General features: G+C 73.6%; 12 protein-coding genes. 5 read left to right on the top strand and 7 right to left on the bottom strand.

The window, feature by feature from the left end:
* Window positions 1-95: 95 nt before the first annotated feature.
* The 3 genes from AC0ZLC_RS10690 (at window position 96) to AC0ZLC_RS10680 (ending at window position 5,383) form a co-directional block, all read left to right on the top strand.
* Window positions 96-1,547, top strand: a complete 1,452-nt coding sequence (locus tag AC0ZLC_RS10690) for a xylulokinase (RefSeq protein ID WP_476751672.1) — start codon at window positions 96-98, stop codon at window positions 1,545-1,547.
* 174 nt (window positions 1,548-1,721) lie between these two features.
* Entirely contained in the window at window positions 1,722-3,455 is a 1,734-nt protein-coding gene (locus AC0ZLC_RS10685) for an ABC transporter ATP-binding protein (protein WP_476751671.1), read from the top strand.
* The gene (locus tag AC0ZLC_RS10680; protein ID WP_476751670.1) at window positions 3,455-5,383 is read left to right on the top strand and encodes an ABC transporter ATP-binding protein; all 1,929 of its coding nucleotides are present in this window, start codon (window positions 3,455-3,457) and stop codon (window positions 5,381-5,383) included. Before AC0ZLC_RS10685 ends, AC0ZLC_RS10680 begins: the two co-directional genes overlap by 1 nt.
* Before the next feature lie 69 nt (window positions 5,384-5,452).
* Here AC0ZLC_RS10680 and AC0ZLC_RS10675 read toward each other — a convergent pair whose 3' ends face one another.
* The 5 genes from AC0ZLC_RS10675 to AC0ZLC_RS10655 all read right to left on the bottom strand — a co-directional run bounded on the left by AC0ZLC_RS10675 (window position 5,453) and on the right by AC0ZLC_RS10655 (window position 13,371).
* A complete protein-coding gene (locus AC0ZLC_RS10675; protein WP_476751669.1) occupies window positions 5,453-6,796 on the bottom strand; it encodes a sigma-70 family RNA polymerase sigma factor in 1,344 nt (447 codons plus the stop codon).
* 199 nt (window positions 6,797-6,995) lie between these two features.
* Window positions 6,996-8,897 (bottom strand): DNA primase, encoded by a 1,902-nt coding sequence (gene dnaG / locus AC0ZLC_RS10670; protein ID WP_476751668.1) that lies wholly within the window; start codon window positions 8,895-8,897, stop codon window positions 6,996-6,998.
* 46 nt (window positions 8,898-8,943) lie between these two features.
* A complete protein-coding gene (locus AC0ZLC_RS10665) occupies window positions 8,944-10,209 on the bottom strand; it encodes an NAD(P)/FAD-dependent oxidoreductase (RefSeq protein WP_476751667.1) in 1,266 nt (421 codons plus the stop codon).
* A 93-nt stretch (window positions 10,210-10,302) separates the two neighbouring features.
* Entirely contained in the window at window positions 10,303-11,685 is a 1,383-nt protein-coding gene (locus AC0ZLC_RS10660) for a deoxyguanosinetriphosphate triphosphohydrolase (RefSeq protein ID WP_476751666.1), read from the bottom strand.
* A 795-nt stretch (window positions 11,686-12,480) separates the two neighbouring features.
* A complete protein-coding gene (locus AC0ZLC_RS10655) occupies window positions 12,481-13,371 on the bottom strand; it encodes a sirohydrochlorin chelatase (protein WP_476751665.1) in 891 nt (296 codons plus the stop codon).
* 227 nt (window positions 13,372-13,598) lie between these two features.
* Here AC0ZLC_RS10655 and AC0ZLC_RS10650 point away from each other — a divergent pair, with 227 nt between their 5' ends.
* Both AC0ZLC_RS10650 and AC0ZLC_RS10645 read left to right on the top strand, forming a co-directional pair.
* Window positions 13,599-14,330: a SanA/YdcF family protein gene (locus tag AC0ZLC_RS10650; RefSeq protein WP_476751664.1), complete on the top strand. Its 732-nt coding sequence runs from the start codon at window positions 13,599-13,601 to the stop codon at window positions 14,328-14,330.
* Window positions 14,331-14,520: 190 nt separating this feature from the next.
* Window positions 14,521-16,698 (top strand): molybdopterin oxidoreductase family protein, encoded by a 2,178-nt coding sequence (locus tag AC0ZLC_RS10645; protein ID WP_476751663.1) that lies wholly within the window; start codon window positions 14,521-14,523, stop codon window positions 16,696-16,698.
* Between the two features lie 6 nt (window positions 16,699-16,704).
* On the opposite strand, the gene AC0ZLC_RS10640 is transcribed toward AC0ZLC_RS10645, so the two are convergent.
* Both AC0ZLC_RS10640 and cutA read right to left on the bottom strand, forming a co-directional pair.
* Window positions 16,705-17,136 carry a gamma-glutamylcyclotransferase family protein gene (locus AC0ZLC_RS10640; protein WP_476751662.1) on the bottom strand — a complete coding sequence of 144 codons (432 nt, stop codon included), beginning with the start codon at window positions 17,134-17,136 and terminating at the stop codon, window positions 16,705-16,707.
* Window positions 17,133-17,465 (bottom strand): divalent-cation tolerance protein CutA, encoded by a 333-nt coding sequence (gene cutA / locus AC0ZLC_RS10635; RefSeq protein WP_476751661.1) that lies wholly within the window; start codon window positions 17,463-17,465, stop codon window positions 17,133-17,135. The genes AC0ZLC_RS10640 and cutA overlap by 4 nt, the downstream gene beginning before the upstream one ends.
* Window positions 17,466-17,561: the final 96 nt, after the last annotated feature.

Raw genomic sequence — 17,561 nt, 5'->3', positions numbered from 1 at the left:
CGGACCGATGTCCGCCGGCGGTCCGGCGTGTCCGGCCGCGCCCGCCCTCCCGGGCCCTGCGCGCACACCCCCCTGCGTACGGCAGAATTTCCGCCATGGGGATAGTCGCCGGGTTGGACAGTTCGCCCGATTTCACTCGTATCGTCGTCTGCGACACGGAAACGGGTGCCGTGCTCAGGCAGGGGTATGCGCCGCACCCGGTCGACAGCGCGGAGGGCGGCCGCCCCTCCGACGTCGATCCACAGGCCTGGCTGCTGTCCCTGGGCGAGGCCGCGAGCGGCGGCCTGCTGGAGGGCGTGCAGGCCATCGGCGTCTCCGCCCAGCAGAACGGGCTCGTCCCCCTGGACGCCCAGGGCAACACGGTCCGCCCGGCGCTCGTCGGCGGGGACAAGCGGGCCCAGGTCGCGGCCGCGGACCTGATCGACGCGCTCGGCGGGCGCGAGGCCTGGGCGCAGGCCGTCGGGTGCGTGCCGCAGGCGGCGCAGCCGGTGACCAAGCTGCGCTGGCTGAACAGGACGGAACCCGACGCCGCGCTGCGCACCGGCGCCCTGCTCCAGGCGCACGACTGGCTGGTGTGGCAGCTGCTCGGGCGTCCCGCGCGACGAACCACCGACCGGGGCGGGGCCTCGGGGACCGGCTACTGGTCGGCGGCGACGGGGGCGTACCGGCCGGATCTGGTCGAGCTGGCGCTCGGGCACCAGGCCCTGCTGCCCGAGGTGCTCGGGCCGTCGGACGCCGCGGGCACCACGCCCGAGGGGCTGCTGATCTCAGCGGGGACCGGCGAGACCATGGCGGCGGCCTTCGGCCTCGGGATCGGGCTCGGGGACGCGGTCGTGTCCCTGGGTGCCTCCGGTTCCGTGATGGCCGTGCACCCCGAGGCGCTGGTCGACTCGTCCGGGATGATCACCTCGCTCGCGGACGCCACCGGCATGCACCTGCCGGTCGTCACCACCCTCAACGCCGTACGGGCCCTGCGCGGCGCCGCCGAACTCCTCGGGCTGCCGGACCTGGAGAGCCTGTCCGACCTCGCCATGAAGTCGACGCCCGGCTCCCACGGCCTGGTCCTGCTGCCGTATCTGGAGGGCGAGCGGACGCCCAGCCTGCCGTACACGGCGGGCACCCTGGCCGGGCTGCGGCGGGAGTCGATGAAACCCGAGCACCTGGCGCGGGCCGCCTTCGAGGGCATGCTGTGCGGGCTCGCGGACGCGCTGGACGTGCTGCGCGGCCGCGGAGTCGACGTACAGCGGGTGTTCCTGCTGGGAGCGGCCGCCGAGCTGCCGGCCGTACAGGCCGCCGCCCCCTCGCTGTTCGGCGCGCAGGTCGTGGTGCCGCAGCCCGCGGACTACGCGGCCCTCGGCGCGGCCCGGCAGGCGGCCTGGGCGCTCGGAGCGTCGCAGGGCACGCTCGACCCGCGGCTGCCCCCGGTCTGGCAGGGTGCCGTCGCGCAGGTGCTGGAGCCCGGTGAGGAGCTGGCCGTGGGCCAGGCCGTACGGCAGCAGTACGTGTCCGTACGGGAACAGACGCATCCGGGGGCGTTCCAGGTCTGAGCGGGCGCCGGGACCTACGTCCCGGGACCGGGGCCGGGCCCGCCCCGGTCGGATTTCCGCCAGACCTTGGACCGCTCTTGGGTTAATCGGTTGAGGTAACACGGGTGGCGTGCCCGACGATAGGGGGTGGGGCACCACCCCCTACCTGCCCTCGACGACTCCGAGAGACCCCGCGTGCTCATACGACTTCTGCGGACCCACCTCAGTCCGTACCGAAAGCCCATCGCCCTGCTGATGCTGCTGCAGTTCCTGCAGACCAGCGCCACGCTCTACCTGCCCACCCTCAACGCGGACATCATCGACAACGGTGTCGTGAAGGGCGACACGGGCTACATCCTCTCCTTCGGCGCCCTCATGATCGGGATCTCCCTGGTCCAGGTCGTCTGCAACATCGGCGCCGTGTACTACGGCGCCCGGACCGCCTCGGCGGTCGGCCGGGACATCCGGGCCGCCGTCTTCGACCGCGTGCAGTCGTTCTCCGCCCGCGAGGTCGGCCACTTCGGCGCGCCGTCGCTGATCACCCGCACCACCAATGACGTGCAGCAGGTGCAGATGCTCGCGCTGATGGCGTTCACCCTGATGGCGTCGGCGCCGATCATGTGCGTGGGCGGCATCGTCCTGGCGCTCGGACTCGACGTTCCGCTGTCCGGGGTGCTCGTCGCCGTGGTGCCCGTGCTCGGGATCTGCGTGACTCTGATCGTGCGCCGGCTGCGGCCCCTGTTCCGGACCATGCAGGTGCGTCTGGACACGGTGAACCGGGTGCTCCGCGAGCAGATCACCGGCAACCGCGTGATCCGCGCCTTCGTCCGCGACGGCTACGAGAAGGACCGGTTCCGCAAGGCCAACGCCGACCTGACCGAGGTGTCGCTGGGCACCGGTCGGCTGCTGGCGCTGATGTTCCCGATCGTCATGACCGTGGTGAACCTGTCGTCGATCGCCGTGGTCTGGTTCGGCGCGCACCGCATCGACAGCGGCGGCATGCAGATCGGCGACCTGACCGCGTTCCTCGCCTATCTGATGCAGATCGTGATGTCCGTGATGATGGCCACCTTCATGTTCATGATGGTGCCGCGCGCGGAGGTCTGCGCCGAGCGCATCCAGGAGGTCCTGGAGACGGACAGCAGTGTCGTGCCGCCGAAGGCGCCGGTGGTCGAACTGCGGCGGCACGGGCATCTGGAGATCCGCGGCGCCGGCTTCCGCTTCCCCGGCGCCGAGGAGCCGGTGCTCAGGTCCGTGGACATGGTGGCGCGGCCGGGCGAGGTGACCGCCGTGATCGGGTCCACCGGCAGCGGCAAGTCCACGCTGCTCGGGCTGGTGCCCCGCCTGTTCGACGCCACCGAGGGGAACGTCCTCGTCGACGGCGCGGACGTGCGGACCCTCGACCCGAAGCTGCTCGCGAGGACCGTCGGACTGGTGCCGCAGAAGCCGTACCTGTTCGCGGGCACGGTCGCCACGAACCTGCGGTACGGCAATCCGGACGCCACCGACGAGGAGCTGTGGCACGCGCTGGAGGTGGCGCAGGCCAAGGGCTTCGTGGAGCAGCTCGAGAACGGTCTTGACTCCCCCGTCGCGCAGGGCGGCACGAACGTCTCCGGCGGTCAGCGGCAGCGGCTCGCGATCGCGCGGACCCTGGTGCAGCGCCCGGAGATCTACCTCTTCGACGACTCCTTCTCGGCGCTCGACTACGCGACGGACGCGGCGCTGCGGGCGGCTCTCGCGGAGGAGACCGCGGAGGCGACCGTGGTGATCGTCGCGCAGCGGGTGTCGACCATCCGGGACGCCGACCGGATCGTGGTCCTCGACGAGGGCCGGGTCGTGGGCACCGGCCGGCACCACGAGCTCATGGCGGACAACGAGACCTACCGGGAGATCGTGCTCTCCCAGCTGACGGAAGCGGAGGCCGCCTGATGGCCGGGCCCATGGGACGGATGATGGCCGGGGGCGGCCCCGATCAGCGCTCGATGGATTTCAGGGGGTCGGGGAAACGGCTCCTCACCCACTTCAGGCCCGAGCGCGGCACGATGTACGCGATGCTGGTCGTCGTCGTCCTGAGCGTCGGTCTGTCCGTGGTCGGACCGAAGATCCTGGGCCGTGCCACCGACCTGGTGTTCGCCGGGATCATCGGGCGGCAGCTGCCCGCGGGCGCCACCAAGGCCGAGGTCCTGGAGTCGATGCGCGAGCGTGGTGACGGCGGGACGGCCGACATGCTCTCGGGGACCGACTTCACGCCGGGCCAGGGCATCGACTTCGACGCGGTCGCCAGGGTGCTGGGGCTCGCGCTCGTGGTGTTCGTCCTGGCCGGGCTGCTGATGGCGGTGGCGACGCGCCTGGTGAACCGGGCGGTCAACAGGACCGTGTACCGGCTGCGGGAGGACGTGCAGACGAAGCTGTCGCGGCTGCCGCTGTCGTACTTCGACAAGCGGCAGCGCGGCGAGGTGCTCAGCCGGGCCACCAACGACATCGACAACATCGGTCAGACCCTCCAGCAGTCGATGGGCCAGCTCATCAACTCGCTGCTGACCATCGTCGGCGTGCTGGCGATGATGTTCTGGGTGTCGCCGCTGCTGGCGCTGGTCGCGCTGGTCACCGTGCCGCTGTCGTTCGTCGTGGCCACGCGGGTGGGCAAGCGGTCGCAGCCGCACTTCGTGCAGCAGTGGCGCACCACCGGCAAGCTGAACGCACACATCGAGGAGATGTACACCGGGCACACGCTGGTGAAGGTGTTCGGGCGGCAGGACGAGTCGGCGGCGCAGTTCGCCGAGCAGAACGAGGAGCTGTACGAGGCCGGTTTCAAGGCCCAGTTCAACAGCGGGATCATGCAGCCGCTGATGATGTTCGTGTCGAACCTGAACTACGTGCTGGTGGCGGTCGTCGGCGGCCTGCGGGTCGCGTCGGGCTCGCTGTCCATCGGTGACGTGCAGGCCTTCATCCAGTACTCGCGGCAGTTCTCGATGCCGCTGACGCAGGTCGCGTCGATGGCGAACCTGGTGCAGTCCGGGGTCGCCTCCGCCGAGCGGATCTTCGAGCTGCTCGACGCCGACGAGCAGGGCGCGGACCCGGTCACGGCCGAGCGGCCCGCCGAGATCCGCGGGCGGGTGGCGCTGGAGAACGTGTCCTTCCGGTACGACCCCGACAAGCCGCTCATCGAGGACCTCTCGCTGAAGGCCGAGCCCGGTCACACGGTCGCGATCGTCGGGCCGACGGGAGCGGGCAAGACGACGCTCGTGAACCTTCTGATGCGGTTCTACGAGGTCACCGGCGGGCGGATCACACTCGACGGGGTCGACATCGCGAGGATGTCCCGGGACGACCTGCGGGCCGCCATCGGCATGGTGCTCCAGGACACCTGGCTGTTCGGCGGGACGATCGCGGAGAACATCGCGTACGGCGCCTCCCGGGACGTCACCCGGGGGGAGATCGAGGAGGCGGCGCGGGCGGCCCACGCCGACCGCTTCGTCCGGACGCTGCCCGACGGGTACGACACCGTCATCGACGACGAGGGGTCCGGGGTCAGCGCGGGCGAGAAGCAGCTCATCACGATCGCGCGGGCGTTCCTGTCCGATCCGGTGATCCTCGTGCTCGACGAGGCGACCAGCTCGGTGGACACCCGGACGGAGGTCCTCATCCAGAAGGCGATGGCGAAACTCGCGCACGGGCGTACGTCGTTCGTGATCGCGCACCGGCTCTCCACGATCCGGGACGCGGACACCATCCTCGTGATGGAGAACGGGGCCATCGTCGAGCAGGGGGCGCATGAGGAGCTGCTCGCCGCGGGGGGCGCGTACGCGCGGCTGTACCAGGCCCAGTTCGCCCAGGCGGTGGCGGAGGTCGACTGACCGGCCTCCTCGTACGCCGGACGCCGGAGGGGCCTGACAATGCTCAGCCCCCTCCGGCGTCCGCGTCCCTCAGTCCAGGTAGCCGCGGAGCTGGTCGGCGAAGGCGTGGTCCCTCAGCTTGTTGAGCGTCTTGGACTCGATCTGGCGGATGCGCTCGCGCGTGACGCCGAAGATGCGGCCTATCTCCTCCAGCGTGCGGGGGCGCCCGTCGGCCAGCCCGTACCGGAGCTGGACCACCTTCCGCTCCCGCTCGCCGAGCGTGGACAGGACCGCCTCCAGGTGCTCGCGCAGCAGCAGGAACGCGGCGGACTCCACCGGGGACGCCGCGTCACCGTCCTCGATCAGGTCGCCGAGGGCCACGTCGTCCTCCTCGCCGACCGGGGCGTGGAGGGAGACCGGTTCCTGGGCGAGCCGCAGGACTTCGCTCACCCGCTCGCCGGGCAGGTCGAGCTGGGCGGCGACCTCCTCGGGGGTCGGCTCGTGGCCGCGTTCCTGGAGCATGCGGCGCTGGACCCGTACGACCCGGTTGATCAGTTCGACCACATGGACGGGCACGCGGATCGTGCGGGCCTGGTCGGCCAGCGCCCGCGACATGGCCTGCCGGATCCACCAGGTCGCGTACGTCGAGAACTTGTACCCGCGGGCGTAGTCGAACTTCTCGACCGCCCGGATCAGGCCGAGGTTCCCCTCCTGGACCAGGTCGAGCATGGTCAGGCCGCGGCCCACGTACCGCTTGGCGACGGACACCACGAGCCGCAGATTCGCCTCGATGAGACGGCGCTTGGCCATCCGGCCCATGACGACCAGCCTGTCCAGGTCGAGGGCGAGCCGGCTGTCCAGGTCCGAGGCGAGCCGCAGCCTCTCCTCGGCGAACAGGCCGGCCTCGACCCGGCGGGCGAGCTCGACCTCCTCGGCCGCGGTGAGCAGGGGGATGCGGCCGATCTCCCGCAGGTACTGGCGGAACAGGTCCGAGGAGGGGCCGCTGGTGTCGGCGGTGCGCCTGCGGGGCGGCCGGGCGGGCTCGACGCCCTCGGCCCCGGCCGCCTCGCGCTCGGGTGCTCCGGCCCCGGGTGCTCCCGCCTCGGGCTCCCCGTCGGCGTCGGCGCCGGGCTCGTCCGGCCCGGGCGGGCTCTGCGGCCGCGCCTCGGGGTGGTGCGCGGCACGGCTCTGCGGGGGGACCGCCGTGGTGCCGTCGCTCTTCGCGTCCGTGACCGCGGTGTCGTCGGTCTGGGTGAGGGTCCGGGTCTGCACGGGGGCGACCTCCAGGAATGTCGCTGCTGAGGCGTGCGGCAGCGGTACGTCCGGGATGGGTCCGGCGGCCTCGCCGCAGTCCATCCCGAAGTCGTTTGGCGGAACCGCGGGAATGGGGGACCCGTCGCGTACGGGTCGGCCGCGCTCCGAGGACTCAGGCACCGGGACCCAGTGTGGAGTACGACACATCACTGTCACGAGGGGCGTGCGGTGACTTTTTGCGTCCGGACCGTGACGGCACGCTCACCGTGCCGCACGCGTGCGCGGCCCGGGAGGTCCGGGAACGGGGGAAAGCCGCACGTGCCGGGTGCGGGCGGCGGACCAAGCCCGTCCGCCGAGCCCGGCGGACGCGGTCCAGAGGTCAGAGGGCGGCCGCGCCCCGCTCGCGCAGCGCCTGCCCGTACTGCTGGAGCACCCACAGCTCGTTCTGCACGGCGGCCAGCCGGGCCGGGTCGCCCTGGGCGCTCGCCCGGGCCAGCGAACCCTGGACCTGCTGGACGCGGCGGTCCACGGCACGGCGGCGGACCATGACGAGCTGGTCGCTCGCGTAGGCCTCGTCGACGGTCCTGCGCAGGATGGCCTCGACGGCCAGCTCCGTGACCATGGCGCGCACCACGTCGTCCGGGGCGGTGTCGCGGACCCGGACCAGGTACTCCTGCGGGTCCTGGACCCCGGCCTCCGCGCCGCCCGCGTCCATGATCGCCTGGCGTACGGCCGCGTACGGCGGGGCGGTGAACTCGTCGATGCCGTACGCGTCGAAGGCCGGGGAGACCAGCTCGGGGCGCTGCAGGGCGAGTTTGAGCAGTTCGCGCTCGGTGGCGAACACGGGGTTGCGCAGGTTGAGCGCGGCGCCGCCGGGGGCCGACTGCACGGTCCCGTACGCCTGCTGGGAGCGCTGCCGGTCGGGGGCCGGGCCCTTGCCACCGCGGTCGCGGGCCCAACGGGCCAGCTGCGCCACCCGCTTGACGACGAACTGGGTGTCGAGGATGCCGAGCATGCCGGCGAGCTGCACCGCGACCTCGTGCTGGGCGCCGCTGTTCTTGATGCGGGCGACGACGGGCGCGGCCTCGTCGAGGGCGGCGGCACGGCCCGCGGGGGTCTCCAGGTCGTAGCGCAGGACGATCTGGCGGAGCGCGAACTCGAAGAGGGGGGTGCGCGGTTCGACCAGGTCGGCGACGGCCTCGTCGCCCTTGGCGAGCCGCAGGTCGCAGGGGTCCATGCCGTCGGGGGCGACAGCGATGTACGTCTCGGCGGCGAACTTCTGGTCGTCCTCGAAGGCGCGCAGGGCCGCCTTCTGGCCCGCCGCGTCGCCGTCGAAGGTGAAGATCACGCGCGCCGAGCCGTTGTCCATGAGGAGGCGGCGGAGGATCTTGATGTGGTCGGTGCCGAAGGCGGTGCCGCAGGTGGCGATGGCGGTGGTGATGCCGGCCAGGTGGCAGGCCATGACGTCCGTGTACCCCTCGACCACGACCGCGCGGCTGGTCTTGGCGATCTCCTTCTTGGCCAGGTCGATGCCGTAGAGGACCTGCGACTTGCGGTAGAGCGCGGTGTCGGGCGTGTTCAGGTACTTGGGGCCGTTGTCGGAGTCGTAGAGCTTGCGGGCGCCGAAGCCGACGACGTCGCCGCCGATGTCGCGGATGGGCCACATCAGCCGGCCGCGGAAGCGGTCGATGGGGCCGCGGCGACCCTCCTGGGAGAGGCCGGAGAGGACCAGCTCCTTGTCGGTGAAGCCCTTGCCGCGCAGGTGACGGGTGAGGTGGTCCCAGCCCTGGGGGCTGTAGCCGACGCCGAAGTGGGCGGCGGCGGCCTGGTCGAAGCCGCGCTCGGCGAGGAACTTGCGGCCCGCGTCGGCCTCGGAGGCCGTGTCGAGCTGCTCCACGTAGTACTGGGCGGCCGCCTTGTGCGCCTCGACCAGGCGGATGCGCTCCCCGCGCTGGTGGGAGGGGTTGTACCCGCCCTCCTCGTACCGCAGGGTGATGCCCGCCTGGCCGGCGAGGCGCTCGACCGCCTCCGAGAAGGTGAGGTGGTCGACCTTCATCACGAACGTGATGGTGTCGCCGCCCTCCTGGCAGCCGAAGCAGTGGAAGAGCCCCTTGCCCGGGCTGACCTGGAAGGACGGTGACTTCTCGTCGTGGAACGGGCAGAGGCCCTTCAGGTTGCCGCCGCCGGCGTTGCGCAGCTGGAGGTACTCGGACACCACGGCGTCGATCGAGACCGCGTCCCGAACAGCCTTCACGTCCTCGTCGTTGATCCGTCCTGCCACGCGTGAATTCTACGGGGACGGTGTGACAGCCGGGAGCCGCGGGCGGTCACGGTACGAGGCTCGCCAGCGGGACGTGCGGGTCGGCGAGCGCCTCGGTGTCCACGCGCGCCCGGGACCGGATCAGTGACTGGATCGGATCCGTGACGTCCCACACATTCACGTTCATCCCGGCCAGCACGCGCTGCTCCTTGACCCAGAAGGCGATGAACTGCCGCTTGCCCGCGTCGCCGCGGATCACCACCTGGTCGTACGTGCCCGGCGGCGCCCAGCCGGAGTACTCCAGCCCGATGTCGTACTGGTCGGAGAAGAAGTAGGGCACGCGGTCGTACACCGTCTCGCGGCCCAGCATCGCGCGGGCGGCCGCCGGTCCGCCGTTCAGGGCGTTGGCCCAGTGCTCGACGCGCAGCCGGGCGCCGAAGAGCGAGTGGTGGAAGGAGGCCACGTCCCCGGCGGCGTAGATGTCGGGGTCGGAGGTGCGCAGCCGTTCGTCGACCGCGATGCCGCCGCCGTGCGCCGGGCCGGCCAGGGTGAGGCCCGCCGTCTCGGCGAGGGCGGTGCGCGGGGCGGCGCCGATCGCGGCTAGCACGTCGTGCGCGGGGTGCTCCTCGCCGTCGTCTGTGCGGGCGGCGAGGACCAGGCCGTCCTGTCCGGTGATCTCGGTGAGGCGGGCGCCGAAGTGGAAGCGGACGCCGTGCTCGCGGTGCAGCTCGGCGAAGAGCTGGCCGAGCTCGGGGCCGAGGACGCCGTGCAGCGGGGTCGGCTCGGGCTCGACGACGGTGACCTCGGCGCCGTACTCGCGGGCCGCCGCGGCGACCTCGAGGCCGATCCAGCCGGCGCCCGCGATGACGATGTGCCCGTTGTCGCGGCCGAGGGTGGCGAGGACGCCCTTGAGCCGCTCGGCGTGGGCGAGGCGGCGCAGGTGGTGGACGCCCGCCAGGTCGGTGCCGGGGATGTCCAGCCTGCGGGGCTCCGCACCGGTGGCGATCAGCAGTTTGTCGTAGTGCACGAGTGTGCCGTCGTCGCCGAAGCGGACGGTCTTGGCGGTCCGGTCGACCGCGTCGACGGTCTGGCCGAGGTGCAGCTCGATGTCGTGCCGCGCGTACCAGCCGGGTTCGTGGACGAAGACGCTGTCGCGCTCCTCCTTGCCGAGCAGGTAGCCCTTGGACAGGGGCGGCCGTTCGTAGGGGTGGTCGCGCTCGTCACAGATCAGTATCACCCGGCCGGTGAACCCCTCCGCGCGGAGCGTCTCGGCCGCCTTCGCGCCGGCCAGGCCGCCTCCGACGATGACGAATGTCTGATCCGCGTCGACCACTTGATTCCTCCTCGTAAGGATGTCGCCACATGCGAGCGTCCCGCACGCGGCGTGGTGCGGGAAGAGGGAGTGGCCCGATCAGGCCACCCGGTGTCACCGTCCGGCGCCGCCACCGGGCCGGGTGGTGAGGCTGAGATGCAGGGAGCGTGCCGAGGCGTCCGTGAGCGAGGCGATCTGGTCGACGATCACCCGCTTGCGGGCCCGGTCGTCGGGGGCCTCGTCGAACTGGGCACGGAACTGCGGCTCCAGGCCGTCGGGGGCGCGGGCGGTGAGGGCCTCGGCCAGTTCCGCGACGACGATCCGCTGGTCGGCGCGGAGCAGCTCCTGCTCGGCGCGCTGTATGACGTACCGGTCGGCGACCGCCTTGAGGACGGCGCACTCCAGGCGGGTCTCGCGGGGGACGACCAGCTCCGCCGTGTACCGCGTGAGCCGCCCGGTGCCGTACTCGGCGCGGGTGGCGGCCTCGGCGGCCAGGCAGAAGCGGCCGATGAGCTGGCTGGTGGCGTCCTTCAGCCGGGCCTGGGCGACGGCCGAGCCGTCGTATCCGTGCGGCCACCACTCCTGCTCCAGGAGGCGGTCGAGGGCCGCGGCGAGCTCGGCGGGGTCGGTGTCCGCGGGCACGTACCGCCCGACGGCGACGGCGAAGACCGCGTCCCGTTCGGGGTCGGCGTGCAGGCAGTTGGGGTCGAGGTGGCCGGCGTGCAGGCCGTCCTCGACGTCGTGCACGGAGTACGCCACGTCGTCCGACCAGTCCATGACCTGGGCCTCGAAGCACGTACGGGTGCCGGGGGCGCCCTTGCGGACCCAGTCGAAGACGGGCCGGTCGTCCTCGTAGACCCCGAACTTGGGGGACGCGGGGTCGGCCGGGTGTCCGCCGCGCGGCCAGGGGTACTTGGTGGCGGCGTCGAGGGCGGCGCGTGTGAGGTTGAGGCCGACGCTGACCAGCTCGCCGCTGTCCTCGCTGCGGACGAAGCGCTTGGGTTCGATCCGGGTGAGCAGCCGCAGCGACTGCGCGTTGCCCTCGAAGCCGCCGCAGTCCTCCGCGAACTCGTTCAGCGCCTGTTCGCCGTTGTGCCCGAAGGGCGGGTGGCCCAGGTCGTGCGAGAGGCAGGCCGCCTCGACGAGGTCGGGGTCGCAGCCGAGGGCGGCGCCCAGCTCCCGGCCGACCTGGGCGCACTCCAGGGAGTGGGTCAGCCGGGTGCGGGGGCTGGCGTCCCAGGCCCGCGTGCGGGTGCCGGGGGTGACGACCTGGGTCTTGCCGGCGAGCCTGCGCAGGGCCGCGGAGTGCAGGACGCGGGCGCGGTCGCGCTGGAAGGCGGTGCGGCCGGGACGCTTGTCGGGCTCGACGGCCCAGCGCTCGACGGCCGGCTCGTCGTACTCCCCGCGCACGGCGAGGTGTTCACGGACCCGTCGCAGGCCGCCTCCGGTCTCGGACGCGGTCGTCCCGGGCGTGGTCTTCGGTGCGGTGCCTTCCATGCCCCGACAGTAGACGCAGGCGGTGACGGACGGGACGCGGCGGGGGGCCGCGGGGCGGGGCCGGCGGGTGGGACCGGCGAGGGGCGGGACCTTCGCGGGGCGGGGACTTCGGGCCGGTGGCCGCGAGACGGGACCGGCACCGGGCCGGTGGTCGCGAGACGGAGCCTCGGCGGGGCGGGACCGGCGCGAGGCGGTGGGCCACCAGGCTGGTGGGCGGCCAGGCGGGACCTTCGCGGGGCGGGACCGGCGCCGGGCCGGTGGCCGCGGGGCGGGGCCTCGGCGGGGCGGGACCGGCCGCGACGCGGTGGGCCACCAGGCTGGTGGGCGACCAGGCGGGACCTTCGCGGGGCGGGACCAGCGCCGGGCCGGTGGCCGCGGGGCGGAGCCTCGGCGGGGCGGGACCGGCCGCGACGCGGTGGGCCACCAGGCTGGTGGGCGACCAGGCGGGACCTTCGCGGGGCGGGACCGGCGCCGGGCCGGTGGCCGCGAGACGGGACCTCGGCGGGGCGGGACCGGCCGCGACGCGGGACCGGCGCAAGGCGGGACCGGCCGCGACGCGGGACCGGCGCAAGGCGGGACCGGCCGCGACGCGGGACCGGCGCAAGGCGGGACCGGCCGCGACGCGGGACCGGCGCAAGGCGGGACCGGCCGCGACGCGGGACCTTCGCGACGCGCCACCGGCACAAGGCGCGACCGGCCGCGGCGGTCGGCCGCCCGGCCGGTTGGCCGCAAAGCCGGTCGTCGCCAGGCCGGCCCCCCAGGTCAGGCCGGTGGCCGCCAGGCCGGACCCCCCCGTCAGGCCGAGGCCAAGGCGTGTTCGGCTGGCTCGGTGCCCGCTACCGCACGGTCGTAGCGGTGCAGGACGAGGCGGGCCATCGCCGGGTGGGCGCCCAGCGGGGCCGCGGCGATCCAGGGCGCGGCCGCGGCGCACTCCGTGGCGAAGCGGCCCGGGGCGGTGAAGTAGGAGGCGACGGCGACCCGGTGGCGTCCCCGGGCGGCGAGGGCGCGCACCGCGGCGGCGACGGTGGGCGCGGCGGCGGACGCGTACGCGGGGACGACGGGGACGCCGAGCCGCTCGGCGAGCAGCCGCGCGGTGCGGCGGGTGTCGACGGCCGCGTCGGGATCCCGGGAGCCGGCCGCGGCGAGGACGACGCCGCCGGCGCGGCGGGTGGCGTCGCTCGTGCGCGTCCGCCATCCCGCCTCGACGAGCCGCGCGTACAGCGTCTCGACGAGCAGCGGGTGCGGGCCGAGCGGGGCGGCGACCCGGGTGGACAGCTCCGGGAAGGCGGCCGCGGCCTCGGGGATGTCCTGCTTGACGTGGTAGCCGCGGCTCAGGAGCAGCGGTACGAGGACGGCCTCACCGGTGTCAAGCGAGGCGAGCGTGCCGGGCAGCAGCGGCTCGTTGAGCTCGATGTGGCCGAGGCGCACCGGCAGCAGGGGCCGCAGCTCGCGGACCCGCTCGGCCAGGGCGCGCACGGTGGCGAGGGCGCGCGGGTCGCGGCTGCCGTGGGCCACCATGACGAGCGCGGGCGGCGCCGGGCGGGGGCCGCCGTCGCGGGGGACGAGACTGAGCTGGCTGCTGATCCGGTTCATGGGGTGCGCCGAACTGTCGGGGTGGACGCCGCGGAGCGGCCGGCCGCCGGGGCGGGTCTGGGGCTCGTCGTGCGGGGATCTCGACGCCGTCATGGACCGATCCTGGCGGCGGGAGGTTGCCGTGCCGTTGCGCCGGCGTCACGGGTGTTTTCCGGCGGTTCACCGCGGGGCGGGGCCGGGTGTGAGGGGCGGACGAGCCGCTGCGGCCCGCGGTTTCGGGCGTCCGGGGTGAGCCCTGTCACGGCCCGTCCCCTGAACCGTACCTCCGTGCGGCGCGTCCCCACCTGTCGATAGCCGACGTCACCTGGGGGACCTTGATCATGCGCCTGCCGCGCCTTCGCCGACCGCCGCCGCGTCTTCGGGTGCCGGCGGTGCGTCCGCGCCGGCCGTCCCTGCCGCGCACCCGCGCGGGACGGCGGCGGGCCGTGCAGGCGATCATGCTGCTCTGCGTGCTCGCGCTGCTGCCCGCGACCTGGATGTACGTGACGACGGGCGACCGGCTGCGGACGACCGCGGACGTGCCGCGGACCGGGGTGGCGGTGGTGTTCGGGGCGGGGCTGTGGGACGGCGAGCCGTCGCCCTACCTCGCGCACCGGCTGGACGCGGCGGCGGAGCTGTACCGTGCGGGGCGGGTGAGGGCCGTGCTCGTGACCGGGGACAACAGCCGCGAGGACTACGACGAACCCGACGCGATGCGGGCCTATCTCGTCGGACGGGGGGTGCCCGACCGGCGCATCGTCAGCGACTACGCCGGGTTCGACACCTGGGACTCGTGCGTGCGCGCCAAGAAGATCTTCGGCGTCGACCGGGCGGTGCTGATCAGCCAGGACTTCCACATCCGGCGGGCCGTCGCGCTGTGCGAGGCGGCGGGCGTGCGGTCGTACGGCGTCGGGGTCGCGGCCAAGCACGACGTGACCTGGTACTACGGGGGTGCGCGGGAGGTGCTCGCGGCGGGCAAGGCCGCGCTGGACGCGGTGTTCGAACCTGATCCACGGTTCCTGGGGCCCCGGGAGCCGGGGGTGGACCGGGCGCTGGGGACGACGGGTCCGTGACGTGGGCTGATCTTCAGACAGTCCGGCGTTGGAGGACGAGCGCGTCGGCGCAGTACGGGGGTTCCGGGGGCGAGCCCCCGGGACGGGACGGCGCCCTCACGGTGACGTCCGCCCCGTCGGGAGGTCCCCGTGCCGGGGGCGTAACGGGGTACGTCCCGGTGCGTAACACGGCCGACGCACGCTGGGCGGCATGCAGATCTCCGCGACGCCCACGCACTGCCCGTACTGCGCCCTGCAGTGCGGGATGAACCTGACGCCCACGCCTGACGGGGGCGTCGAGCTGACGGAGCGCGCGGACTTCCCGGTGAACCGGGGCGCCCTGTGCGGCAAGGGCCGTACCGCGCCCGCGCTGCTGTCGTCCCGGGTACGGCTGACCTCCCCGCTGGTCCGCAGGGCGGGCGTCCTGGAACCCGCCGGCTGGGACGAGGCCCTCGACCGGATCGCCGAGGGCCTGTCCCGTACGCGTACGGAGCACGGCCCGGACGCGTGCGGTGTCTTCGGCGGAGGCGGCCTGACGAACGAGAAGGCGTACGCGCTGGGGAAGTTCGCGCGCGTCGTCCTCGGCACCTCGCAGATCGACTACAACGGACGCTTCTGCATGTCGTCCGCCGCGGCCGGCGGGCTCAGGGCGTTCGGCCTCGACCGGGGGCTGCCCTTCCCGCTGGAGGACATCCCGAAAACGGGCTGTGTGATCCTCGTCGGCTCGAACCTCGCCGAGACGATGCCGCCGGCCCTGCGCTACCTCACGGAGCTGAGGGAGAACGGCGGCACGCTGATCGTGATCGACCCGCGCCGGACCCGCACGGCGGAGCAGGCGGACCTGCATCTGGCGCCGCGGCCGGGCACGGACCTGGCGCTGGCGCTCGGGCTGCTGCACCTGGTGGTGGCCGAGGGGCGCACGGACGAGGCGTACATCCAGGACCGTACGAGCGGCTGGGAGGAGACACGGGCCGCGGCGATGGCGCACTGGCCGGAGTACGTGGAACGGATCACGGGGGTGTCCGTTCCGCAGCTCCGGGAGACGGTGCGGATGTTCTGCGAGCCCGCGTCCGCGATGGTGCTCACCGCCCGCGGGCCCGAGCAGCAGTCGAAGGGCACCGACACGGTGGGCGCGTGGATCAACCTGTGCCTGGCGACCGGCCGCGCGGGGCGGCCGCTGTCCGGCTACGGCTGCCTGACCGGGCAGGGCAACGGGCAGGGCGGCCGTGAACACGGCCAGAAGGCCGATCAGTTGCCGGGTTACCGCAAGCTGACGGACCCGGCGGCCCGGCGGCACGTGGCCGAGGTGTGGGGTGTGGACCCGGACTCGCTGCCGGGGCCCGGGCGCAGCGCGTACGAACTGCTCGACGCGATGGGCACCGACATCCGTTCGCTGCTGCTGATGGGCTCCAACCCGGTGGTGTCCGCGCCGCGCGCCGCGCACATCGAGGAGCGGCTGAAGTCGCTGGACTTCCTGGCGGTCGCGGACGTGGTCCTGTCCGAGACGGCCGCGCTGGCCGACGTGGTCCTGCCGGTCACCCAGTGGGCGGAGGAGACGGGCACGACGACGAACCTGGAGGGCAGGGTCCTGCTGCGCCGGCGGGCCGTGCCGCCGCCCGAGGGGGTACGCAGCGATCTCGACGTCCTGCACGAACTGGCAGGACGGCTGGGTGTGGAGAAGGGCTTCCCGGCGGATCCGGAGGAGGTCTTCGAGGAGCTGCGCCGGGCGAGCGCGGGCGGACCCGCGGACTACTCCGGGATCACCTACCGCCGGCTGGCCGAGGGGAACGGGGTGTTCTGGCCCTGCCCGGCACCGGAGGCCGCCGGTGGCCCCGAGGACTGCGAGGACGCGGCGTTCGACGCGCTGCCCGACGACCCGGCCGGTGAGTCCGGTGAGTCCGGTGAGTCCGGTGACGGGGTCCATCCCGGCACGCCGCGCCTCTTCCTCGACCGGTTCGCCACCGAGGACGGGCGGGCGCGGTTCGTTGCCGTGTCGCACCGGGCGATCGCCGAGGAACCGGACGCCGAGTACCCGGTCCTGCTCACCACCGGGCGGGTGGTCGCGCAGTACCAGTCGGGCGCCCAGACCCGGCGGGTGGACGAGCTGAACGCCGCCGCGCCCGGCCCGTTCGTGGAGATGCATCCGCGGCTCGCCGAGCGGCTCGGGGCCGTGGACGGAGACCCGGTGGCCGTCGTGTCCCGGCGGGGGCGGGCCGTCGCGCCGGCCCGCGTCACCACCGGCATCCGGCCCGACACCGTCTTCATGCCCTTCCACTGGCCCGGCGAGGGCCGCGCGAACACCCTGACCAACCCGGCCCTCGACCCGACCTCCCGCATGCCGGAGTTCAAGGCGTGCGCGGTGCGCGTGGAGGCAGTGGGCAGGCCCTAGGTCGGCTCAGCGGTGGATGTGGATGTGCCAGTCACCGCTCTCGATGCGTCTGCCGCGGGCGCGCAGCCGGGCGGCGACCGCGGGCGCGGCCACGTACACCCAGGCCCGCACGGGCGTGCCGTCCGCGCGCGTCACGTCCCGGGCGATCCGCTCGTAGAGGTTGCGGGGGTCGCCCGGCGCGTGGGTGTACTCCTCCAGCCGGTCCAGTTCCGCGAGCAGTTCCCCGTACGCCTCGGGCAGCACGGTGACCAGCTCGCCGCTCACCGCGGCGCCGGGCTCCGGGACTGCGTACGGGTAGCCCGGCCCGTCGTACAGCGCCGCTCCCCGCATCCGGCCGGGTTCCCCGGAGCGGGTCCGGCCGCGCAGGAAGAGGCCGTGGTTGGGCTCGCCGGGGCGCAGGGTGCCGTAGACGAAGAAGGGCAGCGGCGGCCGGCTCATGCCCCGGTCCCCGTCTCCTCCGCGACCCACCGCAGGTAGTCCGCGCTCCCCCGCACGACGGGCGTCGCGATGATCTCGGGGGTGTCGTAGTCGTGCGCCTCGCGCAGGTACGCCTCCAGCGCGTCGTACCGGGCACCCGTCGTCTTGAACAGCACCTGCCACTCCTCGGCCGTCTCCACGGCGCCCTGCCAGCGGTAGACGGAGGTGACCGGGCCGGAGATCTGCGCGCACGCCGCGGCCCGGGCCTCCACCGCGCCCCGGGCGAGCGCCTGCGCCTTCCCCGCGGTGTCGGTCGTGGTCAGGACGGTCAGCCAGTCGGCCTTGGCCATGATCGGTCTCCCTCTTCCGGGCCTCGTTCGCGCCTTCGCAGGAACGATTCTCGCTCCACACACCCACACACATCCCCCCGTCAACGCCATGGACAT

The organism is Streptomyces sp. GLSS-08 (assembly GCF_056387915.1).
Note: the sequence above shows the minus strand (reverse complement) of the source record. Positions and strands in the feature narration are given on the sequence as shown.

Excerpts from the sequence above, each read along its gene's own strand:
- AC0ZLC_RS10655 (WP_476751665.1), bottom strand. The coding sequence starts at position 13,371 with ATGACGGCGTCGAGATCCCCGCACGACGAGCCCCAGACCCGCCCCGGC.
- AC0ZLC_RS10650 (WP_476751664.1), top strand. The coding sequence starts at position 13,599 with ATGCGCCTGCCGCGCCTTCGCCGACCGCCGCCGCGTCTTCGGGTGCCG.
- AC0ZLC_RS10660 (WP_476751666.1), bottom strand. The coding sequence starts at position 11,685 with ATGGAAGGCACCGCACCGAAGACCACGCCCGGGACGACCGCGTCCGAG.
- AC0ZLC_RS10640 (WP_476751662.1), bottom strand. The coding sequence starts at position 17,136 with ATGAGCCGGCCGCCGCTGCCCTTCTTCGTCTACGGCACCCTGCGCCCC.
- cutA (WP_476751661.1), bottom strand. The coding sequence starts at position 17,465 with ATGGCCAAGGCCGACTGGCTGACCGTCCTGACCACGACCGACACCGCG.
- AC0ZLC_RS10680 (WP_476751670.1), top strand. The coding sequence starts at position 3,455 with ATGGCCGGGCCCATGGGACGGATGATGGCCGGGGGCGGCCCCGATCAG.
- AC0ZLC_RS10690 (WP_476751672.1), top strand. The coding sequence starts at position 96 with ATGGGGATAGTCGCCGGGTTGGACAGTTCGCCCGATTTCACTCGTATC.
- AC0ZLC_RS10645 (WP_476751663.1), top strand. The coding sequence starts at position 14,521 with ATGCAGATCTCCGCGACGCCCACGCACTGCCCGTACTGCGCCCTGCAG.